The 15,606-nt window shown below is 43.2% G+C and carries 15 protein-coding genes; 2 read left to right on the top strand and 13 right to left on the bottom strand.

The features are described from left to right. The first annotated feature begins 157 nt into the window (after nt 1–157). Entirely contained in the window at nt 158–1,132 is a 975-nt protein-coding gene (locus GXP75_RS08630) for a 2-hydroxyacid dehydrogenase (RefSeq protein WP_277990700.1), read from the top strand. 37 nt (nt 1,133–1,169) lie between these two features. On the opposite strand, the gene GXP75_RS08625 is transcribed toward GXP75_RS08630, so the two are convergent. The 4 genes from GXP75_RS08625 to GXP75_RS08610 form a co-directional block, all read right to left on the bottom strand. Further along, complete coding sequence (locus GXP75_RS08625) at nt 1,170–3,110, bottom strand: FtsX-like permease family protein (protein ID WP_242556595.1); 1,941 nt, start codon at nt 3,108–3,110, stop codon at nt 1,170–1,172. Then, a complete protein-coding gene (locus GXP75_RS08620; protein ID WP_242556594.1) occupies nt 3,085–3,864 on the bottom strand; it encodes an ABC transporter ATP-binding protein in 780 nt (259 codons plus the stop codon). The genes GXP75_RS08625 and GXP75_RS08620 overlap by 26 nt, the downstream gene beginning before the upstream one ends. 95 nt (nt 3,865–3,959) lie before the next feature. Beyond that, a complete protein-coding gene (locus GXP75_RS08615) occupies nt 3,960–5,021 on the bottom strand; it encodes a HAMP domain-containing histidine kinase (protein WP_242556593.1) in 1,062 nt (353 codons plus the stop codon). Beyond that, nucleotides 5,015–5,728, bottom strand: a complete 714-nt coding sequence (locus GXP75_RS08610; RefSeq protein WP_242556592.1) for a response regulator transcription factor — start codon at nt 5,726–5,728, stop codon at nt 5,015–5,017. The genes GXP75_RS08615 and GXP75_RS08610 overlap by 7 nt, the downstream gene beginning before the upstream one ends. A gap of 230 nt (nt 5,729–5,958) precedes the next feature. Between GXP75_RS08610 and GXP75_RS08605 the strand changes: the two genes are divergently transcribed. Further along, nucleotides 5,959–6,360 carry a ribonuclease gene (locus GXP75_RS08605; protein ID WP_395939650.1) on the top strand — a complete coding sequence of 134 codons (402 nt, stop codon included), beginning with the start codon at nt 5,959–5,961 and terminating at the stop codon, nt 6,358–6,360. 45 nt (nt 6,361–6,405) lie between these two features. On the opposite strand, the gene GXP75_RS08600 is transcribed toward GXP75_RS08605, so the two are convergent. The 9 genes from GXP75_RS08600 to GXP75_RS08560 form a co-directional block, all read right to left on the bottom strand. Next, on the bottom strand, nt 6,406–7,167 hold the full coding sequence (locus GXP75_RS08600; RefSeq protein WP_242556591.1) for an arylamine N-acetyltransferase: 762 nt from the start codon (nt 7,165–7,167) through the stop codon (nt 6,406–6,408). A 23-nt stretch (nt 7,168–7,190) separates the two neighbouring features. Next, nucleotides 7,191–7,448, bottom strand: a complete 258-nt coding sequence (locus GXP75_RS08595) for an HPr family phosphocarrier protein (RefSeq protein WP_003326797.1) — start codon at nt 7,446–7,448, stop codon at nt 7,191–7,193. Between the two features lie 24 nt (nt 7,449–7,472). Beyond that, nucleotides 7,473–8,423, bottom strand: a complete 951-nt coding sequence (gene whiA / locus GXP75_RS08590; RefSeq protein ID WP_003326796.1) for a DNA-binding protein WhiA — start codon at nt 8,421–8,423, stop codon at nt 7,473–7,475. A gap of 23 nt (nt 8,424–8,446) precedes the next feature. Next, on the bottom strand, nt 8,447–9,400 hold the full coding sequence (locus GXP75_RS08585; RefSeq protein WP_061570952.1) for a gluconeogenesis factor YvcK family protein: 954 nt from the start codon (nt 9,398–9,400) through the stop codon (nt 8,447–8,449). 1 nt (nt 9,401) lies between these two features. Continuing rightward, a complete protein-coding gene (gene rapZ / locus GXP75_RS08580) occupies nt 9,402–10,289 on the bottom strand; it encodes an RNase adapter RapZ (protein WP_010790026.1) in 888 nt (295 codons plus the stop codon). 26 nt (nt 10,290–10,315) lie between these two features. Further along, on the bottom strand, nt 10,316–10,783 hold the full coding sequence (locus tag GXP75_RS08575) for an 8-oxo-dGTP diphosphatase (protein WP_035175302.1): 468 nt from the start codon (nt 10,781–10,783) through the stop codon (nt 10,316–10,318). Nucleotides 10,784–11,118: 335 nt separating this feature from the next. Further along, nucleotides 11,119–12,069, bottom strand: coding sequence for a thioredoxin-disulfide reductase (trxB, locus tag GXP75_RS08570; RefSeq protein WP_242556590.1), 951 nt, complete (start codon nt 12,067–12,069; stop codon nt 11,119–11,121). Between the two features lie 225 nt (nt 12,070–12,294). Beyond that, the gene (gene cwlO, locus GXP75_RS08565; protein ID WP_214916403.1) at nt 12,295–13,710 is read right to left on the bottom strand and encodes a peptidoglycan DL-endopeptidase CwlO; all 1,416 of its coding nucleotides are present in this window, start codon (nt 13,708–13,710) and stop codon (nt 12,295–12,297) included. A gap of 394 nt (nt 13,711–14,104) precedes the next feature. Continuing rightward, a complete protein-coding gene (locus GXP75_RS08560) occupies nt 14,105–15,565 on the bottom strand; it encodes a tetratricopeptide repeat protein (RefSeq protein ID WP_214916401.1) in 1,461 nt (486 codons plus the stop codon). Nucleotides 15,566–15,606: the final 41 nt, after the last annotated feature.

Below are 15,606 nucleotides of genomic sequence, written 5' to 3'. Positions count from 1 at the left end.
AAAAACTTATTTAAGCGGAAAACATTTTATTTTCATTCACAAGTTTCATTTTAAGTTCAAAAGAACCAGAAATATAATAAACACAGTCATAATTTCTAACTTCTATTTATTTCCGATATAATAAAATAGACAACAGCAATATAAAGGGGGAGCCTTTTTGAAACCATTTGTATTTATCGCAAAACCAATTCCTGAAGACATTGAGAAGATGATCAGCGAACATTGCCGCTATGAGATATGGCAGGAGGATACACTTCCCAAAGACGTGCTATTCGAGAAAATGAAAGATGCCGAAGGGTTTTTAACTTCTGGAACATCAGGACCGTCAATCAACAGCGAGCTGCTCGAACATGCTCCTAAGCTGAAGGTCGTCAGCAATCAATCCGTAGGCTATGATAATTTTGATATAGAAGCGATGAAAGAAAGAAGCGTCGTCGGCACTCATACGCCTTATACACTGGATGACACAGTGGCCGATCTGGCTTTTTCTTTAATTCTTTCATCTGCCAGACGTGTTGCTGAACTGGACCGTTTCGTCCGGGCCGGTAAATGGGGGACGGTTGAGGAAGAAGCACTTTTCGGCATTGACGTCCATCATCAAACATTAGGCATTATCGGCATGGGCAGAATCGGCGAGCAAGTGGCCAGACGCGCCAAATTCGGTTTCGATATGGACGTGCTTTATCATAACCGCCATCGCAAACAAGAAACTGAAGAAAGCATCGGCGTTAAATACGCTGAGCTTGATACACTGCTGGAGCAATCAGATTTTGTTCTGCTGATTACTCCGCTGACTGACGAAACGTATCACATGATCGGGGAACGTGAATTTAAGCTGATGAAGGATTCGGCAATTTTCGTCAATATTTCCCGGGGAAAGACGGTTGATGAAAAAGCCCTCATCCGCGCTCTTCAAGAAGGCTGGATTCGCGGTGCCGGTTTAGACGTGTATGAAGAAGAACCTGTCGCCAAAGACAATCCGCTCTTGCAGCTCGACAACGTCACTCTACTGCCGCATATTGGCTCAGCAACAGCGAAAGTACGCTTCAATATGTGTAAACAGGCCGCCGAAAACATGATCGCAGCCATCCAAGGAGAAACACCGAAAAATTTGACAAGAGAATTTCAGTAAATCAAAAAATCCGGTCTGATGAAGACCGGATTTCATATTACATATGCTGAAGAACAGCACGCTTATAAATATGACGAGTGACGATATAATAAACAGCCTGGAACACAAAATAAGTGAAGATGACAATTACGGCCTCAAGAAATAGGTTAGCATTCAGCATGTTGCTTAACGCCACATACGCAAAACCGGCGTGAATCGTACCCGCAATAAATGGAATGAAGAACAAAAATCCAATTTGTCTACCAAGGATGGAGTGAATCTCTTTATCCGTAATCCCCATTCTCTTTAATGCTAACACTTGCACTCTCGTATCTTCTATTTCAGTAAACATCCGCAAATACAGCATGCTTCCTTGAACGATAAAAAACAGCACGCTGACAAACAGACCGATAAACAGCATTAATGCGACTCCCTGCTTCACCATTTGAAAACTCGGAGCACGCGATTGAAAATCAGATGTATGTTCTTTCGGCACCATGCTTTCCAGCTTCTCAGAGACGTCCACCGTCTCCTTCCAATGCTCAAGCTCATAGCCTACCACTCTCATCTGCTCCTTCAGCGGCACCTCCTGTGTCAAGCTGTCAAAGCTTTTTTCGCTGACAACCAATAAACGGCTGACTCCTCCGACTGACATCAATATCCCTTTGTTTTGCTGCTTTTTCATGATATAAGAAAGTGATTTTCCTGACTTCATATGAAACGCTGCTTTTTCCCCTTCTCCGAACGTGTCTTTCATCATCATTTGAAACGGAACATTGATAAACGCTTCATTTTCTTGTACATGAATAACGGTAAAACCTTTTTCCTTTGCGACTTGATTATAGATTTTCTCTGAAATCAGCAAGGCCTCTGCTTCCGCTTTCCTGTTCCCATACGGCAAGTCTGATTGAAATGTAACAGGAATACCTGTGGCATTCACCTTATATTTAATCTCAGTATCTGCTCTTTTCAATGTATTCTCAGCCGTCTCAGGCTTCATAACCTGAAAGCGGGAAGCGTCTTTTTCCACCCAGGCAACAGATTGAGGAATGCTTTGCTCCTCCTGCCTTTCTAAATCAGCATAAAACATATAGATGACTCCTGTAGCGGTTAAAATGACCGCTGTAATGACAGAGGTTAAAAACAGCATGCGTGCGTGATCTTTCAGCCTGAATATCATGTTGGAACGCACAATGATATTGGTTCCTTTGTAAAAGCTGTGTTTCTTTCTGTACAGCATGCGGAAAAACGCGATACTGCTTTGTGTAAAAAAGAAATACGTGCCGATTAACACTAAAATCAAAATCGGAAAGACACGAAACATCATGTCGATCGCATTGGCTGTGGCAGACAGATAATAACCGCCCGCCAGACAAAGCAAAGACAGCACAGAAAGCCATTTCGAATAGGCTGGTAAATTTTTAGGTTTTTGAGCCGATTTAATCAAATCTATGATTTCGAGCTTGCGAATCTGTCCCAGCGATAAAATAAGCAGGACTTGAAACAATATAAGAAAACCGGCGACCGTCAGCACAAACGCTTTCGGTACAATCGCGAATGAGATCGGCACCTTCACGCTGAGCATCCATGTCATGATCATAAAAAACAGTTTCGAAAATAACAGCCCCGTTCCGATACCGGCCGCAATCGCCGCAAGAGAAATCAGCGACTGTTCATAGTAAATCATCTTTCGAAGCTGCTGCTTTGATGTCCCGAACAGCGTAAACAAGCCAAACTCTTTCTTTCTCGCCTGCAGAAACGCTGAATTGGAATAAGAAATAAAGAATATACAAAACACGATAATGACAATAAGAGCCGCGCTCAAACACGTTTTCACAAGGCTTCCGCCATACACATTGTCTTCCGTCACATCCGGGTGAAAAATAAAAGAGGTGAAGACAAAAAAGACCGAGACGGCAAACACACAGCTTAAAAAGTAGGCAACATATCTTTGCAGATTCCCAATAATGTTTTTACGGGCGATGGTTCTCAAATTCATGAAAATCGCCTCCCAACACACTCAGGGTATCTAGTATACTTTGATAAAACACCTGCTGATTCGTTCCCCTGCGGATCTCTGAAAAAAATCTTCCGTCTTTAATAAAGACGATCCGTTTACAGAAGCTTGCCGCTGTGGCATCATGCGTAACCAATAGAATCGTTGCTTCCTTTTCTTCATTCAGCTGAGCCAGCGTGTTCATCACCTGTTTGGCAGACTTTGAATCAAGGTTGCCTGTCGGTTCATCCGCCAGTATCAGAGCCGGATTATGAATAATGGCTCTTGCACAGGCCGCACGCTGCTGCTGGCCGCCCGACACTTCGTATGTACGGTGGTCTAAAATATGTTTGATTTGCAGGGTATCTGCCAGTTCATCTAAGCTGTTTTCCATTTCACTCAGCTTTACTTTGTCCAACGCAAGCGGAAGCAGGATGTTTTCCCGAATCGTCAGCGTATCAAGCAGATTAAAGTCCTGAAAGACAAAGCCCAGCTCTCTTCTGCGAAACAGAGCCATCTCTTGATCCTTTAACGTTTTCGGCTGAATGCCGTTGATCATCATCTCACCCTGAGTCGGCTTATCAATGGTAGCCAGCAAATTCAGGAGCGTCGTTTTTCCGCTTCCCGACGGCCCCATGATGCCGACAAATTCTCCTTTATCGACGTTGATGTCAAAATCGGTGAGCGCCTGATAATTGAGTGTTCCTTTATTTGAATAATACGTTTTGCACAGTTTTTTTGTTTCTAATACTTTCATGTGTTCTGCGCCTCCTTTTTCTTTATTATAAAAAGGAAGTCAGCAGCCTCCCATCGAACTTTCTTTCAAATCGGTCGCTGTACCTTACAATATTGTCACATAGTAAGAGTATCGCTGGAAAAGACGATCGTCATCACCGTTCCTTTCCCCTCCTCTGATTCGGCGGTCAGCCTATGTCCGAGCTGATGGCAGACTTCCTTTGCCAAATAGAGGCCCATTCCGGTCGCCTGTGACATTTTCCTCCCATTCTCACCGGTAAAAAACGGCTCAAACACCCGGGGAAGGTCATGGTCGGGAATGCCGATTCCTTCATCAGCCACCGACAAACGAACCTCAGGCCCGCACTCTTGAATACTGATCAAAATGCTGTCTCCCGAGCCCTGATGAGAGTATTTTAACGCGTTAAAAAGAAGCTGCTCTAATACAAAGGCCAGCCATTTTTGATCACTGGAAATGTGCACAGGCATTTGAGGCGCTTCCAACACCGGAAATATACGCCGTTTTATAAACTGCCGCTTCTCTTTATTGATCAAACTTCGGACGAGCCCCGCCACATCAAAGGATTCAGGCTTTACATCAAAGGCGAATTCATCAAGCCGGGCGGTCTGCAGCATCATTTCAAGCCCGTGCCGAAATCGCTCGTTTTCAGCTTCAAGCTCCTCTAAGAAAACTTCTGATGATGGCGAATCCGAATTTTTGCCTTCCTGTATCATCATGGAAATGACGGAGACCGGTATTTTCATATGGTGAATCCACTGATTAATAAATGTTTGGTGCTGTTTGTGTTTATTCATATATTGTGCAATTTGCCTATCGTATTGCTGATTCAGCTCATTCAAAATATCAGTCCATATCGCCTGCTCCCTCGTGCGGGGTTTTCGGGCCGACAATGCGGCCCCCATGTTATAAGCAGGCGAATCCGCTTGTTCCGCACAACTTTTTAAAAATGATAGAAACGAATATTGCCTGATATAATCCGCAGTAAAACCGACAGCCAATAACACGCCTGGAAGAACCCAGAGGTAGATCATGTTTTCTAATGAAAGCTTTGCGCCGCTTTCCGTTATGCTAAAAAAAGCGATCAGCATGGCAGCTCCTATGCTCAAAAAGGAAAAAAGAATAATGGCAATGCGGTCAAGCAAATAGGTCTTTAACACTCTTGTTCATCCTTCCGGTTTATTTCAAATTTATAACCCTTTCCTCTTATCGTAGTGATGGCCTCTTGTATTCCCGCATACTCCAGCTTTTTTCTCAAGCGATTGACATTCACCGTCAATGTGTTGTCATCCACAAAATCAATCTCATCCCACAATGCCTCAAGCAATTCATCCCTTGTCACAATTTTTTTATGTTCTTTTACGAAAATGGACAGAAGCTGAAACTCTTTTTGCGAGAATGACATTCGATTGTTTTTCCATTCCGCTTCATACTTATCCGGATAGATATATAATTCGCCAATCTCTACTACTTTTGATTCTTGTGAGATTGCGGGAGAATACTCCCCATACGTCCGGCGCAGCACGCTTTTAATTTTTGCGAGCACCACTTCCAAATGAAACGGCTTTGTGATATAGTCATCGCCGCCGTGTTCAATGGCCATCACTTGATTCAGCTCGTCCGTACGCGCGGAAATAAAAATGATCGGAACGTTTGAAATTGTTCTGATCTGCCTGCACCAATAAAAACCATCAAAATAAGGAAGATTAATATCAAGCAGCACAAGGTCCGGCTTCATAGCCGTAAACTCTTCTTTAATCTGATTCAGCTTCTCAGCTATTTGCACATGATAGCCGTATTTTTGCAGATGTCCGCACAATAAAGAGGCTATCCGTTTATCATCTTCAACAAGCAATATACTGTACATCTTTTATCCCCTTTTTCTCAAAGTGTTCCTGCTATTTTTAGCCTCATGCTAGTCGAAAAGAATTATTTTTCAGAAAAATTAATTTATTTTATTTATTGCTGATACAATAAATAATAGATAAACATCGTTAGAGCCTCATACCTCTTGAAATTCATTAAAGACAGGAGGAAGATTAATTGAGGAAAAAATGCTTATCACGGATTGCTGTATGTATGATGCTGCTGTTTTCAATGGCAAGTGTGCTGTTTTCACCAGATGCGAAAGCAGAACAGAGATCAATGGAATCAGCCGCTGCATCAGCTCAAGTTATTAACACCTTTGACGGCGTTGCTGATTATTTACTGACGTACAAAAAGCTTCCAGACAATTATATCACGAAGGCACAAGCCCAGGCGCTTGGCTGGGTGGCTTCTAAGGGCAATTTGGCGGAAGTAGCGCCGGGAAAAAGCATTGGCGGTGATGTATTCAGCAACCGTGAAGGCAGGCTGCCTGCAAAAAGCGGCCGCACATGGCGTGAAGCCGATATCAATTATACATCAGGCTTCAGAAACGCCGACCGGCTGCTGTACTCCAGCGACTGGCTGATTTACAAAACAACGGATCATTACGAAACATTTACACGAATCAGGTAGAAGCGCGACAAAAAAACGGTTACCCTAGGGATAACCGTTTTTGCATTATTGCTTGAAAAAGTGTTCTTCCAGCTTCCGGCCAAAATCTGATGCATGAATATTTTCTTTGACAGATTCACCGTTCTTCCGGTTCACAGTCAAATGATCCTCTGTCAAAACCAAATATCCGTCAGGCGACAGTTTGGAAGCGAGCGGCTTTTTATTAAAGGGAGACAGGTCATGATGATAAATGATGTCTCTCATAGCTGACAGGTCATCAGCCTCTATTTCTTTGAGGGTGAAAGCGTACCCCGTCTGCCAGCCTTCTCCTTTGTCCATCTCAAGCACATGGCTGCCCATTTCTGTCTGTTGTTCTATGATGCGGTATTTGCCTGTGGCGGCTTCCACGGTTTGTCCTGATAAAGGAATTGGCTGCAAAGCGAGATTAACACCGAAACCGATGTCGGTGATATAATCGCCTTCTTCAGTAGATAGCAGAACAACGGCATGCGTTCCCTCTAACGCCCACTGGCCTTCCTTTTGAGTATAGACCGTACCGCTAATCAGCCTGACATCAAACCCCGCTTCAAAGAGCACATAGTAAAGAAATCCGTTCAGATCGTAACAAAGACCTCCATGCCGCTCTTTCACGATGTGATTCCATAAGCCGTCCCTGGACATATCATATTGATGTTTCTCCAAAACGGCCCGATTTTCAAATGGAAGTTGATAAGCCAGTTTTGTTAAAAAACGAGGAAGGTCGTCAAAAGCCAGTGTATCCTGATCCCAGCCGATTTTTGTAAAACATTCTTTCAGAAATTCGTTCATCTTCCGGACCTCCCAGCATGCGCTTAAACTTCTTCCTGAACGTAAGCAGTAAGCTTCTCAAGCGCTTCTTGTTCGTCTTCTCCCTCTGCAATCAAGGTCACTTCAGTGCCTGTGCTTACCGCAAGGCTCATCAAGCCCATAATGCTTTTCGCGTTGACCTTTTTTCCATCCTTTTCAAGAAATACATCTGATGTATATCGGTTTGCTTCTTGTACAAACAATGCAGCCGGGCGTGCTTGCAATCCCGTTTTTAATCGCACTTCCACTTTCTGCTGAACCATAAGATCTCCCCTTTTCTGTACGGTTTATTTTAAAGTGATGGTTTGCCCTGTTCGCAGCTGTTCTGCGATTTCGTCAAGTTTTCTTAGACGGTGGTTGATACCAGACTTACTAATCTTTCCGCTTGTGACCATTTCCCCTAGTTCTTTGAGTGTTACTTCTTGATAATCAATCCGAAGCTGTGCAATTTCTCTGAGCTTATCAGGAAGTGCTTCCAGTCCGATTCTTTCATCGATGTACTTAATGTTCTCCACTTGTCTGAGCGATGCCCCGATTGTTTTGTTTAAGTTTGCCGTTTCACAATTGACGAGTCGGTTCACGGAGTTACGCATATCTCTGACGATTCTGACGTCTTCAAATCGAAGCAGAGAATTGTGGGCTCCGATGACATTCAGGAATTCGGTGATTTTCTCAGCTTCCTTTAAATATGTGATATAGCCCTTTTTCCGTTCCAATGTTTTACTGTTCAAATGAAACTCATTCAACAGTTCACATAAGGAATCGTTGTGCTCTTTATAGAGAGAGAATATTTCCAGATGATAAGAGGAGGTCTCAGGATTATTGACAGAGCCTCCCGCTAAAAATGCTCCTCTCATATAAGAGCGCTTGCAACATCTTTTTTTGACAAGCTCCTCGGAAATATTTCGTTCAAACACAAAATTCTCGCCGAGTATTTTTAAGTCCTCTAATATCAATTTTGCTTTTTCTGAAAAGCGCACGATGTAGACGTTATTCTTTTTAAGCCGCATTTTTTTTCTGACGAGCAGCTCGACCGACACATCATACTGCTTTTTCAGCAATGTATAAATGCGGCGGGCGATCGCCGCATTTTCGGTTTGGACATCAAGCACAAGATGGCGGTTGGAAAACGATAAAGACCCATTCATTCGAATGAGCGCTGAAAGCTCTGCTTTTGAACAGCAGTCCTTCACTTCAAGATTGGTCAGCTCTTTTTTTGTTTCTGATGCAAATGACATATAGCCACCTCATTTCAAGGCTTCTATTCTTTCAATAAATCCACGAGAAGAGAAGCCACTTTATGTGTATCGTGACGAATTACGTCATTTTTATAAGTTACGATGCGGTCTCTGATGACCTCGAGCCCCATCGTCTTCAGATCATCGACATTGAAATCAACAGGGCGCGCCAATTCCTTTGCGTACTTCTGTTTTATTTCGTCAGGAATGTCCTCATTGTTTATTAAAATCGTATCAATAAATGGACGATCCATATGATCATTCAGCGCTTTTACATGGTCGGCGGCGCTGTAATTCAGCGTTTCGCCAGGCTGGGTCATCACGTTGCATATATATACTTTTTTCGCTGATGCCTTTAATACTTCCTCACCGATCTTCGGGACGAGCAGATTCGGAAGAATGCTTGTATACAAGCTGCCTGGACCGATAATGATCAAGTCCGCTCCCCGGATCACTTCAAGGGTTTCCGGCAGCGGATCAATTTTCTCGGGTGTAAGGAAAACCCGCTTAATGCGCTGTCCGTATGACGGAATCGTGGACTCTCCGGATACCACCTGGCCGTCCTCCATTTCAGCGTGAAGGATGACACTGGTATTGGCAGCCGGCAGCACTCTCCCGCGGACATTCAACACCTTACTCATTTCTGTCACAGCGTGAAAAAAATCACCGGTTATATTCGTCATCGCTGCAAGAATTAAGTTTCCGAGTGAATGGCCTGTCAGATCGCTCCCTTTGTTGAAGCGATGCTGGAACAGGTTTTCAACCAATGGCTCCACATCGGATAAAGCGGCAAGCACGTTTCTGATATCACCTGGCGGCGGAATTTGCAGTTCGTTTCTTAAACGTCCTGAGCTCCCGCCGTCATCGGCAACCGTTACAATTGCAGTAATATCAACAGGCTTATGCTTTAAGCCCCTCAGTAAAACCGAAAGGCCTGTTCCGCCGCCAAAGATTGCGATTTTCGGCTTCTGTCCCATTTTATTTCCGGCTTCTCTTTTCAATGTCCCGGTGAGTGACATGAGTATAGTAATCCTGTTTAAAATAGTCAGCCAAATATTCGACAAGCGTGACTGAGCGGTGCTGTCCGCCTGTACATCCGATAGCGATGACGAGCTGGCTCTTTCCTTCCCGTTTATAAGACGGAAGCATAAAGCTCAGCAAATCAATAAGCTTTTCATTAAACTTTTGCGTTTCATTCCATTTCATGACGTAAGAGGACACCTCTTCATCCTTCCCCGTCAGCGGCCGCATACTCTCAATGTAATAAGGGTTCGGCAAAAATCTGACGTCAAAGACGAGATCTGCATCAATCGGAAGACCGTATTTGAATCCGAACGACATAATATTGACTGTAAAAGTTTCACCTTGATTTGTCGCAAAGTGATTTACAATTTTTTCACGCAGGTCCTTCGGCTTCATGTCAGACGTATCGTAAATCATTTGGGAACGGCCTTTCAGTTCCTCAAGCAGCTCACGTTCAATTCCGATTCCTTCAAGCGGAAGGCCGGTAGTCGCAAGCGGATGCGAACGCCTTGTTTCTTTATATCTTGTCACAAGAATGGAATCCTTCGCGTCTAAAAATAAAATGCGCGGCGTAATCCAGGGGCTTTCCCCCATTTCATCCAGCGCCTCGATCAGCCGGTCAAAAAATTCACGGCCGCGCAAATCCATCACAAGCGCGACCTTGCTCATTTTAGAGTTTGATTCCTTCATCAGCTCTAAAAATTTCGGAAGTAATGAAGGCGGCAGATTATCGACACAGAAATAGCCGAGATCCTCAAAGCTCTGAATGGCAACTGTTTTTCCCGCTCCCGACATTCCAGTTATAATGACGAGCTGAATATCATGCGTTTCACTCACACTCATCTTTTCTCCCCCTGCCGTATCTGTTTTTATTTTATATGCTGCGGATCTAAACGGTAACTCAGCAGCTCAAAATCAGGTGTATACGTAAAGGTGCCGTGAAGCAGCCCTTGTCCTTTCATCATAAAATCGAGAATATGCCCGTCTCCAGGCGCCATTGGCAGGTTGTGAATATCTTTGACATCATGCCATTTTAAAATGCCTTCCTCCGATTCGGAGACGTTTCGCCCTGTATAGGAATCGGCGACAAACGTAAACATCATCCACTCAGAAATGATCTGATCCTGTTCTTTTATGATAAAGGTAAAAACGCCTTTAAGCTGCGGGTTTAATATATAAATCCCAGTTTCTTCTCTGTACTCTCTGATGACGGAATCTCTGACCGACTCTCCGCTCTCCATTTTTCCGCCGGGAGCTACCCACCAGCCGCGTCTCGGCTTTTGAAGGAGAAGAACTTGGTCATCCGTCTGAAGCACACAATTTGTCACTCGTTGCAAAGTGCGTCACCTAACCTTTTCATCCCTGTCATCGTCTCTTCATTATACCGTTTCAAATGGTCCCTCACAATGCAGAGACATTAACATTCTTTTTCTTTTATTTTACAGCAAATCCTTCCGTTCGATCAGCTGAATTTAGATAACTCTTGAATAAAGTGTGTCCATCTTTGTTTGGACAAAAAAAGGGCACGGATACTGGAGGATCCGTGCCAAAGTGTATTCATTATAAAAAGGGGGTCAATTACTGTATTCATCATAACGCAGAAGTATTTCACCCGTGTTACAGAGGAATTAAAACCCAGTAACGATTTATGAAACTCCAATGACAGCCCTTTTTATTTCAGTGCTTTTAACGTTTCCTGAAGCTCCTCGACATAGTGCTGTACGCTTTGTGCAGCGATACTGCCGTCTCCTGTAGCTGTTACAATTTGGCGTAAAGATTTTTCGCGAATATCTCCGGCTGCAAAAATACCGTCTACTTTTGTTTCCATACGTTCATTAGTTTCGATGTAGCCTTCATCATTGGTGATGCCCAGATTTTCAAATGGTTTTGAGAGAGGCAGCATTCCGATGTAAATGAATACGCCGTTTGTCGCAAACTCTTCTTCTTCGCCGCTGATTGTATCAACAAGGGTTACTTTGCCCACTTTGCCGTTTTCCTCATGAATTTCTTTTACGGTCTTATTCCAAATGAAATCAATTTTTTCATTGTCAAACGCGCGTGCTTGTAGAATGCTTTGAGCACGGAGTTTATCTCGTCTGTGTACGATCGTAACTTTTGATGCGAAGCGCGTTAAATAGACGCCTTCTTCTACAGCGGAATCTCCGCCGCCTACAACAACGAGCTCTTTGCCTTTAAAGAAAGCTCCGTCACATACAGCGCAGTAAGACACGCCGCGGCCGCCTAATTCTTTTTCGCCCGGAACGCCGATTTTTTTGTATTCCGCCCCGGCAGAAATAATGATGGCACGCGCTTTGTATTCTTTTGAACCGGCTTTGACAGTTTTGTACTCTTTGCCGTCAACAATTTCTTTAATATCGCCATACGCATATTCAGCGCCGAATTTTTTCGCATGGTCAAACATTTTATTGGAAAGCTCAGGGCCGAGGATACTTTCGAAACCGGGATAGTTTTCAACATCTTCTGTATTGGCCATTTGGCCGCCCGGGATTCCTCTTTCGATCATTAATGTTGATAAATTCGCTCTTGATGTGTATACCGCGGCCGTCATCCCAGCGGGACCTGCGCCGATAATTATCACGTCATAAATTTTTTCTTCAGACACAATGTTCACTCCTTAAACCAGTCTTTTCGAGATTCGGCGTTTATGATAAGAATCCCCATCAAACGTATTCCTTACCCATATCCTATAAAATCTTCAGGTGAAGTGCTATTTTTTTGCTCATCTTTTTCAAAACAATGATTACACACGCTTATAAAGGGTATGTATATAATGAAGCCCTTTTCTTAAAAGAAAGAGCCTTCTGCAACAGAAGGCTCCGAAGTCTTATTATTGAACGACACGTCTAACGTTGCCGTTGAATGCTTTTTTCCAGTAAGGGTTGCTCATAGAGTCAATAGACACACCATGTGACGTATTGTCATTAAGGAACGTACCATTTCCTAAGTAAATGCCTACGTGGCCGTTTGTTTTGTAAGTATTAAAGAACACCAAGTCGCCGCGTTTCATTTCAGATGCACTTACAGCTTTTCCTCTGCCGATTAATGTATCTGTGTTTGTTCCGCTCGCAGGTCCTAGATTCACACCTGCTGATGCATATGCCCAGCGTACGAATGAAGAGCAGTCAAAAATACGGTTGTTAATATCAGACTGAGTACGGCCGCCGCCAAATTTGTACGGAGAGTTACCGACAAGGCTTGAACCTACGCTGATTGCGCCTTCGATGCCGCCAGAGTTACTGATGACAGAACCGCCGCCTGAGCCGCTGTCAGAGTCATTAGAGCTTGTGCTCTTCTTAGATGTTGAACCTGATGATTTGTTTGATGAACTAGATGCTGTATTATCAGATGATTGTACTGTTGATTTTTTAGCCGGAGCTGAAGCAGTCTGGCTGTCATCTGTTTGGTTCTCATCAGCAGAAGCTTTTTGAGCTTCTTCTTGTTTTTTGATCAATGCAGCTGCTTCTTCTTGCTGCTTTTTGATGCGTTCTTGCTCTTTTTCAGTATTCGCTTTTTGATTCGCAAGCTTTGAAGCCTCTGATTTCAATTCGGAAATTGCAGCCGTTGCTTTTTCTTGGCTTTTCTTTGCTTCGTCAAATAGCTTGTCTTTTTCATCAAGCTGTTTATCAAGATTTTTTTGCATTGTTTCCAGCTTAGCAAGTGTCGCTTGGACTTCTTTCAGCTTATCATTCAGATCTGCTTCGGAATCTTCAAGCTTCGCTTTATCCTGTTCCTGTTGCTTGATCAAATCTTTGTCAGCATCAACAATAGATGATACTGCAGTTGCGCGTGAAACGAAATCACCGAAACTGGTTGAACCTAAAAGCACGTCTATGTACCCTTGTGATCCGCCGCTTTCCTGTAATGAACGAACGCGTTTTTTCAGGATTTCATTGCGTTTTTCAATGCGGGCTTCTGTTTCTTTAATTTCTTTTTTTAATGCTTTGATTTCTTTTTTCGTTTTATCGTTTTCTTCTTTTTTATCTTCTACTTTGTTGCTCGTATCAAGCGCCTTGGCGTTAATTTCTTTTAGTTCTTTTTCGATTTTAGATTGATTGTTCTGAAGCTCAGTCAATTCTTTCTCTTTCGCTTCAATGTTGGAAGCTACTTCTGATTGCTTGCTCTCAATCTGCTGTTTCTTGTCTTCTAATGTTTCCGCCGATGCAGTTTTGCTTGTAAACGGGATCAAAAAACTGCTTGTCCCAATGACGGAAGCCAAACTAAGTGTTAATAAACTCTTTCTCACTTTTTGTATCCTCCCTTTTACTATAAAGCTGTTCTTATTTGGATTCTTTTATTTTGCACATCAAAATTAGGTTCCTCATACTACTACGAGGAATGATGATATTTTATGGTTATTTTACTAATCTCTGTAACTGGTTTTATGTGTTCTTTTCATTTGTCATCATATGTAAAAAACACTAATCTTTTTATGTACGAGACTCATTATACCATCAAGTTTCGACATTTTTACGATAAATTTTATTACATTTATGTTTCAAACACATGTCAAGAACGGCGATGTTTGTCATCTTTTTTAAAAGTCAAGGAAACTTGTCGAAATTATTTTTGCAATATCATTTTTTCAAAAAAATAAAGCTGACACTTCAATCACAAAGTGTCAGCTTTATTTATATATATTATTCTAGTATATCATCAATTTGTTTCATATATTTCGTCAAGGTCGCTGCGGATATGCCGAATTTAGCCGCAGTCTCTTTTTTGGAGTGCTTTTCGCCATTGACTTCTTTCCAAATATAATAGATGGCTGCTGCCCATCCGCGTTCATTTTTCTTTGCGGCGGATGCGCGGATTTGCTGAATGACATGAAATACCCAGCAGCTCATAACATCTGTTTTCATGCCGTTTTGTTCTGCTTGCTCAAGTAGCTTGACCGTACGGTATGCGAATAAAGCATCTGATGAAACATTGAGAGCTTGCGATTCTCCGGAGAGAAGAAGCTGGACGAATTGATTCTCAAACGGTGCAGTAATTCGCTTTGAGCGGATTACAGCCTCGAGCTGTTCGGTTTCACCTTTTGTGCTGCTAAGGTAATACGCTGCCAGGCGCTCTTCTATAGAAGTCTTTGAAGGAAGAGCCTCGCGGCGTTCTTCCCATGGAGCCAAACGGGAAGTTTCCGGATATTCTTCTCTCGCTCTCTTCCAAACGCTTTCGGCAAATTCACGGCTGCCTGTATAGTAAGCGGAGCTGGCGAGCCAGTAATAAAACGTGTCGTCTCCTTCAAAACCGCTTCTATATAAAGATTTCAGCCATTTGTAGCCGAGATCGTAACGGCCGACAAGCGCCAAGGTGGCTCCGAGTTTATAGCGCTGTTCAAATAACATCGGATACACTTTGGCAAGCTGGCCGCTTAATTCGCTTACTTTCTCGTCTTCCCGCTCATAATAGCAAAATACGAGCAAATTGCATAAAGCATGAAGGTTCCCGGTGCTTTCTTCCAAGACTTGATAAACCGTTTCCTTGGCTTTAACCACCTTGCCGGAGTAAAAGTAAGCGAGCGCCAGATTGTTATAGGCGGACCAAAATTCCGGATAATCCTGAATGATTTCCTCCAGCATGACAATGGCTTCCTCAAGCTGGCCGCTTTCAAGGAGCGCTTTGGCGCGGTCCTGTTTCACGAGCAGATCATCCTGGTCATATAGAGAATCCTCCCGCCCGCCTTCTCCTAAATCAAGCAGTTCAAGCAGGCTGTCATTTTCTTCGCTGAACTCGCCTTCAGGCTCCGCGTTTAAATAGGCGGACGCTTCTTTATAGGCTTCCTGAAAGAGGCCGAGATGCGCGTAATTATTTGCCTTAAAATAGTGGCATTCCGGCATTTCTTCTTTCAGTTTCACTAAAATAAGATCAAGAAGCTCGTTTGACTGCTGATAATGGCCCATTTCAGAATAGATAACCGCCAGCTGCGAAAGCATTTCAGAATCTTTCGGCTCAAGCTGCACCGCCCGTTGAATCAGCTTGCTCGCCCGCTGGAGATTTCGTTCTCTATAAGCCTTCAGTCCTTTATGAAAAAAATATTGTCCATCTTGAAACAGCTGGACAATTTGTGTGTCATTTTTATGTTCAGAAGTGTGTTTTCCCACAACTACCCTCCGTTTATCAATATTACCGTCAGTAGTATACC

It is taken from the genome of Bacillus sp. HU-1818 (assembly GCF_022695965.1).
Lineage (GTDB): Bacteria > Bacillota > Bacilli > Bacillales > Bacillaceae > Bacillus > Bacillus atrophaeus.
Note: the sequence above shows the minus strand (reverse complement) of the source record. Positions and strands in the feature narration are given on the sequence as shown.